Source organism: Nocardia brasiliensis, from assembly GCF_042691675.1.
GTDB classification, from domain to species: Bacteria; Actinomycetota; Actinomycetes; order Mycobacteriales; family Mycobacteriaceae; genus Nocardia; species Nocardia brasiliensis_D.
In genome coordinates, this window is sequence record NZ_CP170507.1 from 3,944,568 (window position 1) to 3,962,669 (window position 18,102).

At 66.1% G+C, this 18,102-nt stretch carries 22 protein-coding genes; 14 read left to right on the forward strand and 8 right to left on the reverse strand.

All coding sequences use genetic code 11. The annotated features are described in order from the left end of the window. Positions 1–29 precede the first annotated feature (29 nt). Both ACFK0J_RS18155 and ACFK0J_RS18160 read right to left on the reverse strand, forming a co-directional pair. Positions 30–695 carry a peptidylprolyl isomerase gene (locus ACFK0J_RS18155; protein WP_378741790.1) on the reverse strand — a complete coding sequence of 222 codons (666 nt, stop codon included), beginning with the start codon at positions 693–695 and terminating at the stop codon, positions 30–32. Positions 696–755: 60 nt separating this feature from the next. Beyond that, positions 756–1,523 carry a DsbA family protein gene (locus ACFK0J_RS18160; protein ID WP_378741792.1) on the reverse strand — a complete coding sequence of 256 codons (768 nt, stop codon included), beginning with the start codon at positions 1,521–1,523 and terminating at the stop codon, positions 756–758. Between the two features lie 195 nt (positions 1,524–1,718). Between ACFK0J_RS18160 and ACFK0J_RS18165 the strand changes: the two genes are divergently transcribed. Together ACFK0J_RS18165 and ACFK0J_RS18170 are read left to right on the forward strand one after the other, a co-directional pair. Continuing rightward, positions 1,719–2,117 (forward strand): NUDIX domain-containing protein, encoded by a 399-nt coding sequence (locus ACFK0J_RS18165; protein ID WP_218477641.1) that lies wholly within the window; start codon positions 1,719–1,721, stop codon positions 2,115–2,117. Positions 2,118–2,188: 71 nt separating this feature from the next. Then, entirely contained in the window at positions 2,189–2,914 is a 726-nt protein-coding gene (locus ACFK0J_RS18170) for a haloacid dehalogenase type II (RefSeq protein ID WP_378741795.1), read from the forward strand. A gap of 52 nt (positions 2,915–2,966) precedes the next feature. Here the strand turns inward: ACFK0J_RS18170 and ACFK0J_RS18175 are convergent, their stop codons facing one another. Beyond that, positions 2,967–3,542, reverse strand: coding sequence for an O-acetyl-ADP-ribose deacetylase (locus ACFK0J_RS18175; RefSeq protein ID WP_378742891.1), 576 nt, complete (start codon positions 3,540–3,542; stop codon positions 2,967–2,969). A 510-nt stretch (positions 3,543–4,052) separates the two neighbouring features. On the opposite strand from ACFK0J_RS18175, the gene ACFK0J_RS18180 reads away from it, so the two are divergent. The 4 genes from ACFK0J_RS18180 (at position 4,053) to ACFK0J_RS18195 (ending at position 7,354) form a co-directional block, all read left to right on the forward strand. After that, complete coding sequence (locus tag ACFK0J_RS18180) at positions 4,053–4,580, forward strand: hypothetical protein (protein ID WP_378741797.1); 528 nt, start codon at positions 4,053–4,055, stop codon at positions 4,578–4,580. Between the two features lie 79 nt (positions 4,581–4,659). Next, on the forward strand, positions 4,660–5,079 hold the full coding sequence (locus tag ACFK0J_RS18185) for a pyridoxamine 5'-phosphate oxidase family protein (RefSeq protein ID WP_378741800.1): 420 nt from the start codon (positions 4,660–4,662) through the stop codon (positions 5,077–5,079). Positions 5,080–5,208: 129 nt separating this feature from the next. Next, positions 5,209–6,930 carry a DUF3556 domain-containing protein gene (locus ACFK0J_RS18190; protein ID WP_378741803.1) on the forward strand — a complete coding sequence of 574 codons (1,722 nt, stop codon included), beginning with the start codon at positions 5,209–5,211 and terminating at the stop codon, positions 6,928–6,930. A gap of 88 nt (positions 6,931–7,018) precedes the next feature. Continuing rightward, positions 7,019–7,354, forward strand: coding sequence for a hypothetical protein (locus ACFK0J_RS18195; protein ID WP_378741805.1), 336 nt, complete (start codon positions 7,019–7,021; stop codon positions 7,352–7,354). Here ACFK0J_RS18195 and ACFK0J_RS18200 read toward each other — a convergent pair. After that, positions 7,338–7,799, reverse strand: coding sequence for a DUF6299 family protein (locus ACFK0J_RS18200; RefSeq protein WP_378741807.1), 462 nt, complete (start codon positions 7,797–7,799; stop codon positions 7,338–7,340). The genes ACFK0J_RS18195 and ACFK0J_RS18200 overlap by 17 nt on opposite strands. Before the next feature lie 178 nt (positions 7,800–7,977). After that, positions 7,978–8,640 (reverse strand): winged helix-turn-helix transcriptional regulator, encoded by a 663-nt coding sequence (locus tag ACFK0J_RS18205; RefSeq protein WP_378741809.1) that lies wholly within the window; start codon positions 8,638–8,640, stop codon positions 7,978–7,980. Positions 8,641–8,757: 117 nt separating this feature from the next. Here ACFK0J_RS18205 and ACFK0J_RS18210 point away from each other — a divergent pair, with 117 nt between their 5' ends. Continuing rightward, on the forward strand, positions 8,758–9,699 hold the full coding sequence (locus ACFK0J_RS18210; protein WP_378741811.1) for a PLP-dependent cysteine synthase family protein: 942 nt from the start codon (positions 8,758–8,760) through the stop codon (positions 9,697–9,699). Between the two features lie 164 nt (positions 9,700–9,863). Here the strand turns inward: ACFK0J_RS18210 and ACFK0J_RS18215 are convergent, their stop codons facing one another. Continuing rightward, positions 9,864–10,265 carry an FAD-dependent oxidoreductase gene (locus ACFK0J_RS18215; RefSeq protein WP_378741814.1) on the reverse strand — a complete coding sequence of 134 codons (402 nt, stop codon included), beginning with the start codon at positions 10,263–10,265 and terminating at the stop codon, positions 9,864–9,866. A 160-nt stretch (positions 10,266–10,425) separates the two neighbouring features. On the opposite strand from ACFK0J_RS18215, the gene ACFK0J_RS18220 reads away from it, so the two are divergent. The 3 genes from ACFK0J_RS18220 (at position 10,426) to ACFK0J_RS18230 (ending at position 12,999) form a co-directional block, all read left to right on the forward strand. Continuing rightward, positions 10,426–11,313: an NAD(P)-dependent oxidoreductase gene (locus ACFK0J_RS18220; protein WP_378741816.1), complete on the forward strand. Its 888-nt coding sequence runs from the start codon at positions 10,426–10,428 to the stop codon at positions 11,311–11,313. Positions 11,314–11,544: 231 nt separating this feature from the next. Then, positions 11,545–12,441: an aromatic prenyltransferase gene (locus tag ACFK0J_RS18225; protein WP_378741818.1), complete on the forward strand. Its 897-nt coding sequence runs from the start codon at positions 11,545–11,547 to the stop codon at positions 12,439–12,441. A gap of 177 nt (positions 12,442–12,618) precedes the next feature. Beyond that, positions 12,619–12,999, forward strand: a complete 381-nt coding sequence (locus ACFK0J_RS18230) for a low affinity iron permease family protein (protein WP_378742893.1) — start codon at positions 12,619–12,621, stop codon at positions 12,997–12,999. A gap of 60 nt (positions 13,000–13,059) precedes the next feature. Here the strand turns inward: ACFK0J_RS18230 and ACFK0J_RS18235 are convergent, their stop codons facing one another. Then, the gene (locus ACFK0J_RS18235; protein WP_378741820.1) at positions 13,060–13,302 is read right to left on the reverse strand and encodes a CsbD family protein; all 243 of its coding nucleotides are present in this window, start codon (positions 13,300–13,302) and stop codon (positions 13,060–13,062) included. A 172-nt stretch (positions 13,303–13,474) separates the two neighbouring features. On the opposite strand from ACFK0J_RS18235, the gene ACFK0J_RS18240 reads away from it, so the two are divergent. Further along, positions 13,475–13,666: a hypothetical protein gene (locus tag ACFK0J_RS18240; RefSeq protein ID WP_378741822.1), complete on the forward strand. Its 192-nt coding sequence runs from the start codon at positions 13,475–13,477 to the stop codon at positions 13,664–13,666. 26 nt (positions 13,667–13,692) lie between these two features. Here the strand turns inward: ACFK0J_RS18240 and ACFK0J_RS18245 are convergent, their stop codons facing one another. Then, positions 13,693–14,361: a VOC family protein gene (locus ACFK0J_RS18245; RefSeq protein WP_378741824.1), complete on the reverse strand. Its 669-nt coding sequence runs from the start codon at positions 14,359–14,361 to the stop codon at positions 13,693–13,695. A 210-nt stretch (positions 14,362–14,571) separates the two neighbouring features. Here ACFK0J_RS18245 and ACFK0J_RS18250 point away from each other — a divergent pair, with 210 nt between their 5' ends. Genes ACFK0J_RS18250 through ACFK0J_RS18260 form a run of 3 tightly spaced genes read left to right on the forward strand, consistent with a single transcriptional unit; the run spans position 14,572 to position 18,102 of the window. Beyond that, a complete protein-coding gene (locus tag ACFK0J_RS18250; RefSeq protein ID WP_378741826.1) occupies positions 14,572–15,759 on the forward strand; it encodes an ROK family transcriptional regulator in 1,188 nt (395 codons plus the stop codon). Positions 15,760–15,797: 38 nt separating this feature from the next. Beyond that, positions 15,798–17,138, forward strand: coding sequence for an ABC transporter substrate-binding protein (locus ACFK0J_RS18255; protein WP_378741828.1), 1,341 nt, complete (start codon positions 15,798–15,800; stop codon positions 17,136–17,138). A gap of 7 nt (positions 17,139–17,145) precedes the next feature. Then, positions 17,146–18,102, forward strand: a complete 957-nt coding sequence (locus ACFK0J_RS18260; RefSeq protein WP_378741830.1) for a carbohydrate ABC transporter permease — start codon at positions 17,146–17,148, stop codon at positions 18,100–18,102.

The following is an 18,102-nucleotide window of genomic DNA, read 5'->3' on the forward strand; positions in this document are numbered from 1 at the left end:
CCGTCGCCCAGCACCGGCGATCGGCCGAGCTAGCCCAGGTGGGCGCTGGTGATGATGACCGGCTCGGCGGGCAGGCCGTCGAGTGGGCCGCGCTCGGTCGGGATGATCCCGGCGGCGACCATGCGGTCCAGGACGTCCATTCCGCGCACGACCTTGCCGAACACCGAGTAATTCGGCGGAATGTTCGCGAAGGAATGGACGATGAAGAATTCGCTGCCGTTGGTGCCGGGGCCCTGGTTGCCCATCGCCACGGTGCCGCGCGGGTAGGTTTCGGTGCCGTCGACCTCGTCGGGGAACTGGTAGCCCGGGCCGCCCTTCTCCACCTCGTGGATGTCGCCGCACTGCAGCACGCCCAGCCGGGCACTGTTGGTGAGTCGCCAGCACTGGCTCTGATCGTAGAAGCGCTGCAACACCAGGCTCGCCATGTTCTGCGCGGCACACGGTGCGGCTCCGGCGTGGTCGAGGCGCACGGTCACCGGCCCGTAGTTGAACTGGAAGGTCACGTCGGTGGTGCCGACGGCCAGCGCGATCGGCGGCGGGGGCAGTACCGGCCGGGCCGCCGGATTGTCCGGCGCGGTCGGGGTGAAGCTGCAGGACACCACAGGCGGCTTGGCGGTGGCCGGGGCCGTGCCCGCGACCAGGCCGGACAACGATAGGACGGTGATGGCGAGCGTGGCGCCCCAGCGTGGTTTCATAGCCAGCAAGCTAGCGGATAGCGGCGAAAAGTGTTCGGCAAAGCCGCAATCCACCTTCGGCTACCGTGCGGCGGCGATCAGCGGGGCGAGCCCGTCCTTGGTGAAGAGCTGCTCGGCGTCGGCGACCTGCTGACCGTTGACGAACACCGACGGGGTCGACCTGATGCCGCTGGCAATGATCTCCTGGGTCTTAGCCCGCAGGTATCCATCGTACTTACGGTCGGTAATGCACTGTGCCACTGCGGGATCGGTGTATCCGGCGTCGTTCGCGATCTCGATCAGCTTGCCGTCGGTGAGGCCGTCGCCTCCTTCGGCGGGCTGCTGGTCGAACATCATGGCGAACCAGGCCTGATACTTCGACGGGTCCGCTTCGGCGACGCAGTACGAGGCATTGCCCGCGCGCGACGAGTACTGAGTGGTGGACGCGCGGTCCAGGAACGAGATGACGTTGTATTCGATGATCGCCGCACCGGTCGCCGCGGCGTCTTCGAGCACCTTGGCATTGGCTTGCTCGAAGCCCTGGCATGCGGGGCATTGCAGGTCGGCGACCACGCGCACGACCACCTGGGCGCCCGGGTCGCCCGTGCGGACCGCGCCGTTGTCGGTGACGCCCCCGGGAGCGCCGGGGAGCTGGCTGGTGTGCTGTGCGGCCGTCGCGGTGCCGACGACGTCCTTGCTGAGGTCCTGCGCCACGATCCCGACGCTGAGCGCCGACACGGCAACGAAGAGCAGCGCGCCCGCCACGAGGGCGATGAGAACCTTGCGGTTGTGGGCGGCGCGCTCTGGGTCGTGCGGGGGAGTCGACCATCCACCCTGCGTGGTGTTCACCGTATGTTCCCCCATGCTTCTCGCCGATCGAACAGTTTCGCTCCGACACGATAGTGCTTCGCGACCGCGTTTGGTGGCGCTGACCGGCGAAATGCAGGGCCGGTACGGATGATCCGGCCGCCCGAGCTGTTGGGTGACGCACGGTCGGCGATATTCGGTTGCCCCTCGCCCGAGCCGGAAAAGTAGGGTGGTCCGGTGATTCGCACAGCCGCGTTGGCCCACGTCAGGGATCGTCGTCTGCTGCAGGCGCGATCGATCGGCAAGGAAGTCTTCTACATGGCGGGCGGGAAGATAGACCCCGGCGAGACGCCGGTAGGAGCGCTGCACCGAGAGGTGCGCGAGGAGCTCGGTGTCGGTGTCGTGTCCTACGACGAGCTCGGCGTGTTTCTGGCCGAGGCCTACGGTCACGCGTCCGGCACGCGACTGCACATGACGTGCTTCACCGCGGAACTGGATGGTGAACCGCAGCCGACCAGTGAGATCGCCGAGCTGCGGTATTTCACCGTGAGCGAGTACGCCGCGATGGACCATGTGGCGCCCGGCTCGATGCTGGTGTTCCGCAAACTGCACGAGCTCGGCGTTGTCGACTGGTAGGTCGGCGAGAACATCGCTGTCGCATTGCGATTCGAGATGTGCAAGGTTAGGGGTGGAGGAAGGGAGAGCCGATGTCCGGGTTCGATCGGGACGCCATCCAGGTGGTGGTCTGTGACATCTTCGGCACCACGGTGGATTGGTTCACCGGAGTGTCCGAGCAAGCGGCCGACGTCTTCGCCTCGGCGGGGGTGGATCTCGATGCCGAGGTCTTCGCCAATGACTGGCGCGATATGTATCTGCCTGCCATGCAACGTGTTCGGGACGGCGAACGGCCGTGGGCCTACCTCGACACCCTGCACCGGGAATCCCTCGACAGTCTGCTGGAACGTCACGGCGTCGGTGCCGCCATCGACGATCGGGCGCGCGCACGGCTGGTCCGGGCCTGGCACGTGCTGCCCGCCTGGCCCGACGCCGCGGAAGGTCTTGGCCGCCTGCGCACCCGCTACACCGTCGCCGCATTGTCCAATGGCGGCATGGCGTTGCTGACCCGCCTGATGAAAGCCGCCGACCTGCGCTTCGACTGCATCCTGTCAGCCGAATTGGCACAGACCTACAAGCCCGCGCCACAGGTGTATCGCACCGCGGCCCGCCTGCTCGACGTTGATCCTGCCCAGGTGCTGATGGTCGCGGCACACGGCTGGGATATCGACGGCGCCCGCGAGGCGGGCCTGCGCACCGCCTTCCTCGAGCGACCAGCCGAGAAGGGCCCGCACCGCAAGGCGGACCGCGCCCAGGACACAACCAGCGACCTGGCCGTCGACAACTTCGTAGAGCTCGCCGAAACTTTGGGCTGCTGAACGCGTTCCAATGGGGCGGCCATTTTGTCGACGTGGGCGGCCCGCCAGTCGGTCAGTTGGCTTCTCCCGTTCGCAGTGCGGCAGCGAATGATTCGTAGGCGCGGTTGTCGAAGAGGACGAAACGTGCCTCGCGCACTGCGGTTTCCGTGTTCCGCACGGTGTCGATCGCAATGCGGGCGCCGTCGTCGAGTGGCCAGCCGTAGATGCCGGTCGAGATGGCCGGGAATGCCACCGTGTGAGCGTCCAATTGGTCTGCTACTCGCAGTGCTTCGCGGTAGCAGGAGGCGAGGAGTGCGGAGCGGTCCTCGGTGGCGGACCAAACCGGCCCCACGGTGTGGATGACGGCTCGCGCGTGCAGGCGGCCGCCGGTGGTGGCGACGGCCTGGCCGGTGCGCAGTCCCTTGCCGTAGTGGGACGCCCGCAGAGCGCGGCACGCGTCCAGGATCTCCGGCCCACCCGCCCGATGGATGGCGCCATCGACCCCACCGCCGCCGAGCAACGACGAGTTGGCCGCATTGACGATCGCATCGACCCACTGCTCAGTGATATCGCCGCGGACCAAGATGATGGCGGCCGTATCGGGGCGACCCGAGAGCAGATGCCGGGCGCGCCCCTCGAGTACCGGCATCAATTCATTGCGCCAACTGACCAGCGACACCATTCCACTCGACATCCCGCCATGCGCGAACTCGGGGCGATGAACGCTCTCGGGTGCGTCCGCCGCTGTCGGACTCACGCCAACGGCGTCCTCGAAGGTGTTGTGCAACAACGTGATCAGCTCGTCCGGCGACGACGGCGGCGCGACATGCGCGAGCCGAGCGCGAAGCTCCCGCCACACATGCGGATCGCCCCGCAGCCCCCAACGCTGTGGCTCCGGAACAAAGATGTCGGCCAACCTCGATTCACCGGTCACGACAACGACGGTAGCGCTCGGGCCAGGTCGGCCGAAATCGAGCATCCCGATCGCGCCTCGCCGGGGAGCGGACGGTCAGCGCTGGTGGCGGAGCTTTTCCGGGTCGTAGGTACCGGATTGAAAAGTCGAGTTGAACCTTGCGGGATCGCCCGGAAAGATTGTGGGTGCCAAAGCATTCCAGCGCCTGTGGTCTCAGCCGGATGCCAGCTTCGAACGAGATCGACGATGACCGACAGCCACTCCGCCGAAGAGCTGCGAATAATGCTGGAGGACGGCGCTATCGCCACCGCCTCCTGCAACGAACGTGCCGCGATACACCTGCTCGATGTCGCGGGCTTGATCGGGCGCCGGTATCTCGATGCCTACATCAGCATCGAACCCGTCGAAGTCTGTGACGAGCAGGTGGCCGTGGCGTTCATTCACGACTGGCCCGCGGTGGGCCGCCCGGCAACTCCGCAGTTTCTCAGCACGAGTGAAATCCGCTGTCTGGAACTGGCCGCCGGTATCGCGCAAGCACAGCCGGTCGACCTGCGCGGCGGTGGGCTGACCGCGAAACATGCCCGCGGCGTCCTCGAAGCGTTGGCCATCTGCCTCGAAGTGGAGAATTACTACACGATCACACCTACGCACGCGTTTTACCGGCTTCGCGGCCTCGGGTCCCGGCTTCGGCTGCTCTCGGACAGTTCGGCACCGGCCGTGCGCGCTCTGTCCGACGGAGATGAGCCGGACGCCGACTCGACGGCATCGGACTGACGCGCAATCCGGCAGCGAAATACTTCGGGTCCCCCCATGGTTGTCGGTGACAGTTCCGCCGACGAGAGAGGACTGTTGGATGCCGAAGATGACCAGCGCAGAACGCGAGGCGTTCCTGGCCGATTTGCACGTGGGGGTGCTCGCTGTCGAGCGGGCGGATCGGGCGCCGCTGTCGGTGCCGATCTGGTACGTCTACGAGCCGGGCGGTGAGGTGGTCATCTGGACCGACATCGGGTCGGTGAAGGAGAAACTGATTCGCGCCGCGGGGCGCTTCTCGCTCACCGCGCAGGTGGAGCAGCCGCCGTACCGGTATGTCACGGTGGAGGGTTCGGTCACCGCCATCGAGCCCGCCACCCTGGAGATCGCGCGTTCCATCGCGGTCCGGTACTTCGGCGAAACGGAGGGCACGGCATACGCGGAGCAGGGGATCACCGACAAGTCGATCCTCATCCGCATGCGTCCGGAACGCTGGCTGAGCACGGATTACTCGAAGGAGTAGCCGCGCAACCCCATCCGGCACAGCGGATGACCGATTGACACCACCTGCCCCAGCTGCCAACGTATCGAAGGACCGCGAGGTCCTGATCCGGCTGGGCACCTCGGGTGTCGTCGAATCGGAGTGTGCTTGATGGGGTTTCTCGAGCCCGACCTGCCCGTGGTCGATATGGCGGAGTGGAGCAAGGGAACTCGGAGCGACCGGATCCGTCCGATGGCCAGGCACTGGGCCGAGGTGGGCTTCGGGACGCCGGTCGCGCTGCATCTGTTCTATGTCGGCAAAATCGGTGTCTATGTGCTCGGTGGTTGGCTGGTTGTGCTGTCCACCACCGGGGTCGACGGATTCACCAGTGTCGGCGACTGGTGGTCGGAGCCGATCGTCTTCCAGAAGATTGTGCTGTACACGCTGCTGTTCGAGGTGGTCGGGCTCGGTTGCGGGTTCGGTCCGCTGAACAACCGGTTCTTTCCACCGTTCGGCTCGATCCTGTATTGGTTGCGGCCCAAGACGATTCGGCTGCCGCCATGGCCGAAGCGGGTTCCGCTGACCAGGGGCACCGATCGTACGGTGGTGGATGTCGCGCTGTACGCGGCGTTACTCGTGCTGACCTCGGTCGCGTTGCTATCGGACGGCACCGGTGCGGTACCGGAGCTGGGTACGGCGGTTGGCTTGTTGCCGGTGTGGCAGATCGCGGCGATCCTCGGGCTGCTCGCGGTGCTCGGGTTGCGCGACAAGGTGATCTTTCTGGCGGCACGTGGCGAGGTCTACGCGACGCTCGCGGTCACCTTCCTGTTCGGCGGCGTCGACGTGATCGTCGCCGCGAAGGTGGTTTTCGTGGTGATCTGGATGGGTGCGGCGACGTCGAAGTTGAACAAGCACTTCCCGTTCGTGGTGTCCACGATGATGTCCAATAGTCCCGTATTTCGGCGAAAGTCGCTCAAGCGCAAGTTCTTCGAGGACTTCCCCGACGACCTGCGACCCGGTCGGCTGTCGCGCATCTTCGCGCACGGGGGGACGGCCGTCGAGATGGGGGTGCCGCTGGTGCTGTTCTTCTCGCACGGCGGGGTGCTGACGGCGGTGGCCGCGGCCGTGATGATCGGCTTCCATCTCACCATCCTGACCGCCGTTCCGATGGGGGTGCCGCTGGAATGGAACGTCTTCATGATCTTCGGTGTGCTGGTGCTGTTCGTCGCGCACGCCGACCTCGGTCTCGGCGATCTGCGCAATCCCGCGCCGGTGGCGCTGCTGTTCGTCGTCATCGCGGGCATCGTGATCGCCGGAAACCTGTTCCCCCGCAAGATTTCCTTCCTGCCCGGGATGCGTTACTACGCGGGCAATTGGGATACGACGATGTGGTGCATCAAGCCCTCGGCCGCGGCGAAGATCGGGCGCGGGATCGTCGCGATCGCCAGCATGCCGCAGGCGCAACTGGAGCGGTTCTACGGAAAGGACCGTGCGCAGATCCCGATGTACATGGGATACGCCTTCCGTGCCATGAACACGCACGGCCGGGCGCTGTTCACTCTCGTACATCGAGCCATGCCGCCCGGCCAGGAGGACGAGTACACCCTCACCGACGGTGAACGCATCTGCAGTACCGCCCTCGGCTGGAACTTCGGTGATGGCCACATGCACAACGAGCAGCTCATCGCCGCCATGCAACAGCGTTGCCATTTCGAACCCGGCGAAGTACGCGTCGTCCTGCTCGATGCCCAGCCGATCCACAAGCAGACCCAGGAATACCGGCTCGTCGACGCCGCCACCGGCGAATTCGAGCGCGGATTCGTGAATGTCGCGGACATGGTGACCCGGCAGCCCTGGGACGACAACGTGCCCGTGCACGTGTACCCGCGATGATCGAGCAGCGCAACCGCGACGATCTCCTCGTCCAGGCCGGTGCCGCGTTTACGAGCGGCTCAGGCCACCAGAGGACGCGATCACCGAGATGCTCGGCCAAGCCCGGGACGCCGCGTCGTACAGCACGATGCTGCGGGAGAGCATCGGCAGGGTCGCCGCCTTCCGATCCGGGCACCTGGCACTGCTGGAGCTTCGGCTGGAGGCCACCAGAAGACCGGAGCTGCGTGCGCTGCTCACCGAACGGGTCCGCGCCGACATCGACGAGAACGTCATCCGGCACGAGGCCGCGGGCCTGCCCGGGGGCGCGACCGGGCGCTCGATACTGCGGTCTGCACCGCGCTCTAGGGTCGAGGGTCGACCGCGGGTACCTCGTGCCCATGAGGTTTTGCAGGTCGGCCGGGTCTTGGTCAGCTCTGCAGGGTGACGGGAACCTGGTCGAGCTCGGCCCTGCTGATATTCCCGTCCGTGGTGTAGATGTCCCAGATGATGAGGAGTGTGGCGGGACCGGGCTGGAATGGGAACGCTTCCGGTTCCGGAAGTTTGATCGTGTAATCGTGCGCGGTGCCATCGCAGGTCAGCGGACCAGGCCCCGCCTCCGTATAGCTGAGCGTGTCGTTTCCGGGTTCGCCCTGTGTCAACGTGGTGCTCCCGTACGTTTTGCCGCGGCCGCCGGTGCAGGTGTAGGTGCCGGTGATCTGCACAGTGCCATCAGCGTTGAGACGTTGGATGGCGGCGGCGGTCAGCTCGGCCGATGGGGCTGCGGCGGCCGGGCCCGCCAGCACGGCCGTGCCCATGCACCCCGCAACCGTGGCAACAACCATTCGGATGAACCGATTCCTGGGCACGGCGGTACGCAGATACTCAACCATCGGACGACTCTCCTTGTGGTGGAAAGGAATTCGCGGGTAAATGTTGTGATGAGTGTAGCGACACGATGCCTGCACACCGACCCCCCAAAGCTACGGTCACTCCCCAGATCGCTAGTGGTTGCCGGTCGGCCCGCGCCGGGCTCGGCCGGCGCGGAGTCGGCCGTGGTGACCGGTGTGTTCAGGTTGCGGTCGCCCCGAGGGCGTCGGGGGTGAACAGGTAGCGGGTGAACCAGCGCGGCATCTGGCGTTGCAGTTCGTGGTCACCGTGCACGTGGACTCCGGGTTGTCGGAGCAGTTGCGGCCAGGACAGATTCCCGAGCCACCATTCGGTCGCCGCTCGGGTCGGTGTGGTGAGCCAGATGTCGACGGGTGCGCCGGTGTCGTCTCGGCACAGGTCCACGCCGGTACGGGAGAGATGTAACCAAAATCTGCGGTCGGAGGTCGGTCGGTCGGTGAATTCGATGGCGAGCACGACCCGGCGGTCGGGCAGCGCGGCGGCATCGACGCGGCGGCGCATGTCCCAGGTGAGGGCGGCGGTATCGAGATCGTCCTCGCCCAGGGCGGCGCTGTCGGTGGTGACAGCCCATCGGGCCAGTTCCCGGACCACCGGGGCGAGCGCGGCACCGGCATCGGTGAGGCGATAGCCGTCGATGACGCCTGCGGCGCGCAGCGTCCGCAGCCGCGCCGACAGAGTTGCCCGGGGGATCCGCGGCAGCCCTTGACACAGGTCACCGAAGCTCGACGCGCCGAGCAGCAGTTCCCGAACGATCAACAGCGTCCACCGCTCGCCGAGCACATCCAGCGCCCGCGCCACGGCGCAGAACTGTCCGTAACCACCCACACCGGCAGCGTACGTACCGCATGACCGCACGCGTGGTTCAAAGATTGAACTTCCAGCTCCGACGCGAGGTGCCGATGATCGACAACGTCAATGTATGCGTCGGAAAGGCGAGCAGTCATGGAAATCGGAACCAGCGTGCTGACGGCGATCGGCCACACACCGCTTGTGCGCTTGCGCAGGGTCGTGCCCGCCGACTGCGCGGCCATTCTGGTCAAGGTCGAGGGCCACAACCCGACCGGAAGCATGAAAGACCGGATGGCACAGGCCATGTTGGCCGCCGCCGAGGCCGACGGTCGGCTCCGGCCCGGCGACACCGTCGTCGAATACACCGGCGGCAGCACCGGTGCCGCGCTGGCCCTGGTCTGCGCGGCGAGGGGATACCGGCTGCGGATCGTCAGCTCGGCAGCGTTCAGCGAGGACAAGCTGATCCAGATGGCCGCGCTGGGCGCCGAACTCACCCTGGTTCCGAGTGCGAACGGGCAGATCACCAAGAAGTTGATCCGCGACATGATCGACACCGCCGCCGAATTCGGCCGCCGACCCGATACCTACTGGACCGACCAGCTCACCAACACCGCCAGCATCACCGGCTACCACTCCATGGGCGAAGAGATCTGGGCGCAAACCGGTGGTCGCGTCGACGGCTTCGTCCAAGCGGTCGGCACGGCAGCATCACTGCGCGGGGCGACCACACCGCTGAAACGGTACAACCCGCGGCTGCGGGTGGTAGCCGTCGAACCGGCCGAATCCGCGGTGCTGTCCGGCGGCCGCCCCGGCGCTCACCTCATCGAAGGCATCGGCATCGGCTACCAACCCCCGATGTGGGACCCGACCCTTCCCGACGAGATCATCCCAGTGCCCACCGCCGACGCTGAAGCCATGGCACGACGACTCGCGAGAGAAGAAGGGCTTTTCGCCGGAACCTCCTCCGGCGCCAACGTCATCGCGGCCATCGAACTCGGGCGACGACTCGGCCCCGACGCCACCATCGCCACCATCCTGGTGGACTCCGGCCTTAAATACCTCAGCACGAACGTGTTCCGGACAAGCCGGGTCTGACGGATCCCAAACGAGGATGTGAACCGTGACTTAGATCGGCAGTGGGTCGGCTCCCAGAGTTTGCGTCCCGTTCGCCGCCGACAGGCGTACCGAGCGGAAGCCTTCGTCGATCATTGCCAGTTCGTAGTCGCGCAGTGCCTCGGGCGCCAGCCGAGATGCTGCCGCTACCGGTGGTTGCCGGTACTGCACTGATGCGATGCCGACGAACCGATTGCCTGCTCCGACAACCGAATCAAGACGCTGAACAGCTCCGGTGGCAGCGCGCGTCGCAGGCCGGGTGTCAGTGGCACCCGCCCGTAGATCAGGCGGACTCGGCAGTCCACGACGCGTGCGTGCGGCAGACGCTGGGCGCGGATCACCGAACCGACGCCATCGGCGGCGACCAGCACCGAGCCCGGTGCGGAACCGCCGTCGGCGAACCGTGCCGTGACGGTGGACCCGTCACTGTCGTATCCGATGCAACGGCGGCCGAACTGAACGATGTCGTCGAGCCCGGTGAGAAGGACCCGACGCAGCACCTGCCGATCGATGACGGTGTGCGCGGGCATGGTGTCGGTGGCAGGCACCGGGTTCCGGCGCGCCGCAAACCCTGCGCGAGGCAGAGCCCACCGAGGCCCGCGCCCTGGTTCGCGGTTGCGTCGCGGACTCACGAGCATCCACGGGAATTATTCGGCTCGATGATCGGCTGCAACGCTCGTCGTATCGCAGAGCAAAGGCAGGGCAAAGATGAGCAACCCCGCACCGGTGTCCGTGATCGGTCTCGGCCAGATGGGCGCCACGCTGGCTGCGGCATTTCTCGCCGCAGGGCACCCGACCACCGTGTGGAATCGGTCCGCGGGCAAGGCGGATGTCCTTGTCGCGCAGGGGGCGACACGAGCCAAGACACTGGCCGACGCGATCGCCGCGAGTCGGCTGGTGGTGGTCTGTGTCGCGGACTACGAGGCGGTGTCGGATCTGTTGGAACCGGTAGCCGACCAGCTCGTCGGCCGGGTGTTGGTGAATCTGACCTCCGGCACTCCCGCACAAGCGCGGGACATGGCGCGATGGGCTGGCGCGAACAGCGTCGGATATCTGGATGGCGCCGCGATGAGCGGAACCCGCCTTGTCGGCAAACCCGAGGCGTTGTTCCTGTTCAGCGGCTCGCCGGAGGTCTTCGCCGCGCACCGGTCGACGCTGTCCGCGCTCGGCAACGCCACCGACCTCGGCGCCGACCCAGGGCTGACAGCGGTGTACGACACGGCGCTGTTCAGTCTGGCCTGGGGTGCGCTGAGCGGCTTCTACCAGGCGGTAGCACTGACCGGAGCCGAGGGCGTCGACGCCTCCACCTTCGCCACTACCGCAGCCGGGCACCTGCCGTTCATTGCCGGCCTGTTCACTGAGCACGCCCGTCAGATCGACAGCGGCACTTATCCGGACGCCGACGGCACAATCGAAGCCCACGCGGCGGCGATGGACCACGTTGTCACCAGCAGCCGCGACCAAGGCATCGACGCCGCGGTGCCCGAACTGTTCACTGCGCTGCTCCACAAAGCCATCGCCAACGGCCACGGCTCCGACGGCATCGCCGCGGTCATCGAGACGATCAAGAACGGAAGCCCCGCACCAGCGCCGTAACGCCTCGGGGAAATTCGAAACTGCCGCGATCGCTCCATCCACGGTATGCGCAGGTTCCCGATGGTGACTCCGTGACCTTCGGGAAAGCCGCGTCGGAACCCGAAGTGCCGAGAATCGGGGCTCCAGCGGGGGGCACGGGCTATCCTGAGCCAGAGCTTCATGTTGGTCCAACTGTTCCTCAGCCATCGGCGGCGCGGACCGCCTGTGGTGGTTCGGTATTCGAGGTGACTCATGAGCACATCGGTCGGTGTGACGCTCGACCAACTCCGAGACGATTTGCGGGAATGCGCCCGTCTGGCCGAGGTTCGTTATGACCCGGCGGTGGTGGATCCGGTGCTGACGACGCTGGCCGATCTGTGGACCAACTCCGTGGTCGGGGTACGCACCACCACGCATCCGGTGTCCGAGCGCGAGGTCAATACTCGGGTGATGCATGCGGGTGAGCCGGGTGAGCTGATCGAAAGGCTGCGCGGCGCGGGGTTGCTCACCTTCGGCGGACATCCGATGGAGCAGTTGCTGTCGGCGATCTGTGCCGCCGTTCCGGCCCGGTCGGGTGTCGATCTCGCACTTGCCAGCGGTGTGCAGAAGATCTGGCTGGTGTTCCCCGAACTGCTCAGCGTGCAGCGGGTACTCGAGTTCCCGGGTATGCCCGACGCGGCCCGCGCGCACGCCGCGCACCTGTCCCGCTATGGCGGTCAGATCGGTATCCTGGCAGTCGATTTCGCGGCCCGCACGATGAACCTGTACTCGCAGGTGTTCGAGCCCGGCCACCTCACCGCGGCCGATATCGCCACCATCCTGGACGATCTCGACTTCGTCCCGGCCACCGACGAAGAGCTGGCGCTGCTCGGCCGCACGTTCAACCTCTACCGCACGTTCTCCTGGACTTCCCCGCGCATGCAACGCATCTGCTTCCCGCTGCGCTGCACTGCATCGACCTTCCCGACCCACCTCCACCCGGTGCTGGCCCGCTTCGTCGACGGCGCACCCTTCGCCGATCCCACCGCACGCGGCTTCGTGTTCTACACCGCCTATGGACCGACCGACCGGTACTACAAGGTCCAGGCCGAATATGCCGCTGCGCAACACGCCGCCTTCCCCGGTGGCACGGCCCCGCGCGTCAATTAAGCGGCCTCCTGTGGTGCGGACGCCCACACGACGACCTCGAGCCGCGTCGACCCAGCACCTGTTTGCACGTAGTTAGCGAGGCTATCCCTCGTACGGGCGCGTGATTTCCGCGCCGATTCGAGGAAAGGAATGTTCATGCAGGACAACGCCGCACGGTCGGGCAGCGGAGCAGGGACGATGCCATCGGAGGTGCAGGGCAAGCTGACCATCTTCGATCGCTTCGCCACCACCACCGCCACGCTCACCTCGAAAGCGGGCTTCTTCGTATTCTGTGTCCTGCTGGTAGCGGTGTGGGCGCCGACCTTCCTGGTCTTGCCCAGCATCGACACCTGGCAATTGGTGATCAACACCGCCACCACTATCGTCACGTTCCTGCTGGTGGCCCTGCTGCAGAACACGCAGTCCCGCTCCGACGACGCCGTCCAGCAGAAGCTCAACGCCATCGCCGACGCACTGGCCGACCTGATGGGCGAGCTCAGCGCCGATCATCCCGAATTGCACCGGCACCGTGCGGAATTGGCCGATGCGGTCGGCTTGGAGAAACGGGAATCGGCCTGACGGTCACAGCACGAGCGGGGTCGATCGCAGACTCATCGACCCCGCTCGTGCGAAGTACTGCTATTGGTTCTGATGACCGGCCTGTCGCGCCTCGTCCATCTTGGCTTCCGCGCGCGCCTTCTCCGCCGCGGCTTCCTTCTGTGCGACTTCGCGTTCGGATTCGGCCTTGTCCTGCTGTGCTCGCCCCTCGCCCTTGAGGTTCTCATCGCCGGTGACGATGCCAGCGGCTTCCTTGGTCTTGCCCTTCACGTCTTCGACAACGCCTTCGACGCCTTCTCGTGGTCCGCTACCTTGCTCCGACACAATAATTAACCTCCGACAATCGGATAAATGGCTGACATTCGCCGCATACCCGCTGCCAACCGACCCAATCCCGAACTCTGTCGGCATCGCCTGTTTGGACTGTCGAAGTCGGGGCATCTTGCACGACGGGCGCAGAGCGCGCCGTAGAAATCATGTGTCGGAAGGGTTTGTCGTGAGTGTGCTGCTGGTGGGAATCGGTACCGCTTCACTCCTCGTGATCGCCACACACGTCCTGGTCGTGGCCGCGCAGCTAGCGCGGCAGCGCTCGGCACTGCGCCGCAGGCCGGTTGCCGCGGACCTGCCCACGCCGATCGCCGGACAACTGCTGACCACCGGGTCCGCCAGCATCGGCAGAGCCGACTGATTGCCCGCCGACGCACCGAGCCGATATCACCCTTCGATGCCCGCGTTCGCGGTGAGTGCGACCTTTCCGCCACGCTGGGGCGCATCGATGTGCACAGTCACCGGCGCGTGGGCGGGGCGGTCGGCTTCGGTAGGGAACCAGATGCGTTCGGGGGCAACCAGGATCAGCAATCCGTCGTGATCGCCGACCGGGGTGAACGTCGGCAGCTGGGGTGTGAATGCCTGCAGCCCATAGGTTTCGGCGAGGTCGCGGACCGCTTGCTGAACGTCCGGCACGGCGATGCCGACCTCGCTGATCGACAGCAGCCGGGGAGGGTCGCTTGGAGTGGCCGGGGCGGCGGAGTGGAATTGTCGGGCAATGAGTTCCAGCAGGATGTTGTCCGGGCCGCGGAAGTAGACCGAGCGTGAATCCCAGCCCGGGGGACCGTCGATGGTGTCGGAGCCATTGACCGTCAAGGGTTCGACCCGTTCGCTCAACCAGTGCCGGGCGCGGTCGAAATCGTTGGGGGAGATATCGAATGCCAGATGGTGCCCGCCCTCGTGCGGGGCTCCGCGGGTTACGACGAGCTTGCTGAGGCCGATCTCCACCGTCGCCCGGTCGGGCTCGACCATTACCGGAAGTTGCAGAGTGTCCCGATAGAACTCGGCCACCGCATCGAGATGCGTTGTGGTAATGGCTACTTCACGGATTCGCACAGCAGGTCCCTTCTGTCGTTCGATCGGGAACGACGCTAGATCCTCAATCTCGGTTGAGGTCAAGACACCTGGACGCGCCACGGCCTTCGCCACGCCGAACAGCGATTGACAGACGGTCAAACCGGACATAAAGTCGCAGCTCAAAGTAATTGGAAACTTTCCTAATAGTTCACCCATGTGTTCGCCGGTGTGCGAAGGGAGGGTCATCACGTGGCTACTCTGCGACCGACCCTCGCGGGCACGCCCAGCCTGCTGCGCGCCATCAACGACCGCGCCGCGCTGGAGTTGCTACTCGCCAACGGTCCGCTCTCCCGTACCCAGATCGGCGCTCTCACCGGACTTTCCAAGCCGACCGCCTCGCAGCTGCTCGCCCGGCTCGAGGCGGCCAGGCTGGTCGTGCCGGTCGGCACATCCATGGCGGGCGGCCCCGGCCCGAACGCGCAGCTGTACCAGGTGAATCCGGCGGCCGGGTACGTGGCCGGCCTCGATGTGACGAGAAATCAGATCCGGATCGCGGTGGCCGACATCACCGGCGCGACGCTGGCCGAGCATCAGGTGTCCACCAAGGGCTGGCCTGCCGCCCAAACCATCGCCAGGGTGGGTGATGCCGTCGCCGAGGCGGTAGGGCTGGCCGGGCTCGCCGAGGGTGCATTGCGCGAGGTGGTCATCGGCATCGGCGGCGCGCTCGACCCGGCCACCGGCAAACTGCGCTACGCGATGCACCTGCCCGGCTGGCATGCCCCGCGGCTGGTAGCCGCGTTGGAGACGGCGATCGGCGCCACGGTGTCCATCGAGAACGACGTCAACCTCGCCGCCGTCGCCGAGCAGACGCACGGCGCGGCGCAGGATTGCGAGGACTTCGTGCTGCTCTGGACCGGCGTCGGCGTCGGCGCGGCGATCGTGATCGCGGGCCGATTGCACTGCGGATTCCACAATGGCGCGGGCGAAGTCGGCTACATGCCGCTGCCCGGTGCGCCGATCGTCCACGATGTGGCCCGGCGGAATTCCGGCGGCTTCCAGCAATTGGCCGGTGCGCCAGCGGTTTTGGCTCTCGCGCGGCAGCACGGACTAGCCGCGCCGACGGCCGCGATGGCGGTCACCGAGGCATTGGAGACGCCGGGCGGGGGCGACGCGTTCCTGACCGAGTTCGCGGGCAGGCTCGCCCTCGGGTTGGCCTCGATCGTCTCGGTGGTCGACCCCGAGGTGCTGATCCTGGCCGGTGAGGCGCCGTGCAACGGCGGCGAACGGCTGCGTGCGCTCGTCGAGGACGCGCTGGCCGAGCTCACTATCCCGCGCCCCGAGGTGCGGTCCAGCACGTTGTCGGGTTCGCCGGTGCTGCACGGAGCGCTGGAACGCGCCCTGGCTACCACGAGGGACGTGGTGTTCTCGACTCATTGATCCGCCGCACACCGAGCTGTACCGAGGAGAACCGTCACATGCGCAGAACAACACTCCGCACCCTCGCCGCCCTGACCGCATGCGCCACTGCCGCTCTCTTCGTCACGGCCTGTACCGGGCAGAGTTCCAGCGGCGGCGACGACGGTTCCGCCGACGGCAAGGACGTCACCATCACGTTCTGGCACGGCTGGAGCCAAGAGCACGAGGTGCGGGCGATCAACGACAACATCGCCGCCTTCGAGAAGCTGCATCCCAACATTCGGGTGAAGTCGGTCGGCAATATCGCCGACGACAAGGTCGAGCAGGCGCTGCGGGTCGGTGGCCGGGACGCGCCGGACGTGGTCTCCTCCTTCACCACCGATCAGGTCGGCAAGTTCTGCTCCGCCAAGGTATGGACCGATCTCGCGCCCTTCCTGCAGAAGGACGGCATCGACCCCGCCAAGACCTTCCCGGCGACCATGCTCGAGTACAGCCGGTTCCAGGGCAATCAGTGCGCACTGCCGCTGCTGGGCGACGCTTACGGCTTGTACTACAACAAGACCGCCTTTGCCGCCGCTGGAATCACCTCGCCGCCAAAGACTTTCAGCGAATTCGAGGATGCCGCGGTCAAGCTGACGATCCCCGAGGGGGACAGCTACAAACAACTCGGATTCATGCCGAACTTCCACGGCTACGAGACCACGGCCACGCACTACCTCGGCCAGTACGGCGCCACCTACTTCGACGCGAACGGCAAGTCGAACATCGCCACCGACCCCAAGGTCGCCGCGATGTTCACCTGGCAGAAGAATCTGATCGACAAGCTCGGTGGGTTCGACAAGCTAGAGCGGTACCGCACCACCTTCGGTGACGAGTTCAGCGCCAAGAATCCCTTCCACACCGGCCAGGTCGCGATGTCCTACGACGGCGAATGGCGCACGGCGTCCCTCGCCGAGAATCCGGTGGACTTCGACTGGGCCACCGCACCGTTCCCGGTGCCCGACGACCAGGCGCACACCTACGGTCGCGGTTACCAGACCGGCACCATTATCGGCATCGCCAATACCAGCAAAAAGCAGTCCGCCGCTTGGGAATTGGTGAAGTACCTGGCCATCGACACCGATGCGGTGGTGAGCTTCGCCAACGCCATCCACAACGTGCCGAGCACGAACGAGGCATTGAATTCGCCCGAACTGACGGCGGATCCGAACTTCCGGACCTTCATCGACATCGCCAAGAACCCGTACTCCTCCACCACGCCGTCGAGCATCAACGGTGGCGCCTACCAGCTTTCGCTGCGCAACTTCGGCTACCAGTTCGAGGCGGGCAAGGTCGACCTGCAAGCGGGCTTGGCCGCGACCGCGCGCGAGATCGACGAAGCAATCGAGCAGGCGAAGTGATGTAGCCATGGCCCCGTCGAGCACGACCGCCCCGGCGGCACTGAAACGCAAGCGCCGTCGTGGGGCGCTGCGCACCCTGGCGTTTCTCTCGCCCTGGCTGATCGGGTTCGGCTTCTTCTTCGCCTACCCGCTGCTGTCCACTGTCTACTTCTCCTTCATGCGGTACGACGGATTCACCGCGCCCACCTTCACCGGCCTGAAGAACTGGAACTACGTCCTCGACAAGTATCCGTTCTTCTGGCAGGGGCTGGGCAACACGCTGTGGCTCGTCGTGGTGATGGTGTCGCTGCGGGTGATCTTCGGGCTCGGTATCGGACTGCTGGTCACCAAGATCAAAACCGGGCTCGGGTTCTTCCGCACGGTGTTCTATCTGCCCTTCCTCGCTCCGCCGGTGGCGGCCACGATCGCGTTCGCCTTCTTGCTGAATCCGGGCACCGGGCCGGTGAATCACCTGCTCGGCACTGTCGGTCTGCCACAACCGGGTTGGTTCACCGACCCGGACTGGTCCAAGCCCGCGCTGACCATGCTCGCCCTGTGGGGGATCGGCGACCTGATGGTCATCTTCACGGCGGCACTGCTGGACGTGTCGAAGGAGCAGTACGAGGCCGCCGAGTTGGACGGTGCGGGTCCGTGGCAGCGATTCCGGTACGTCACCCTCCCGAACATCACCCCGATCGTGCTGTTCGCCGTGGTGACCGGGGTGATCCAGACGATGCAGTACTACACGCAGGCCATCGTCGCCGGGAAGGTTGCCAGCGGCAAGGTCGGCGGATCCGGCGAGCAGTTCGAACCCGGTTACCCGCACGGTTCCACCTGGACGCTGCCGCAGATGGTCTACAACCTCGGCTTCCAGCGCTTCGACATCGGCTCCGCGTGCGTGATCGCCGTGATCCTGTTCGCCATTTCCATGGCCTTCACCTCGCTGCTGCTGCGGCGCGGATCCGGCTTCCTGCAGGAGGACTGA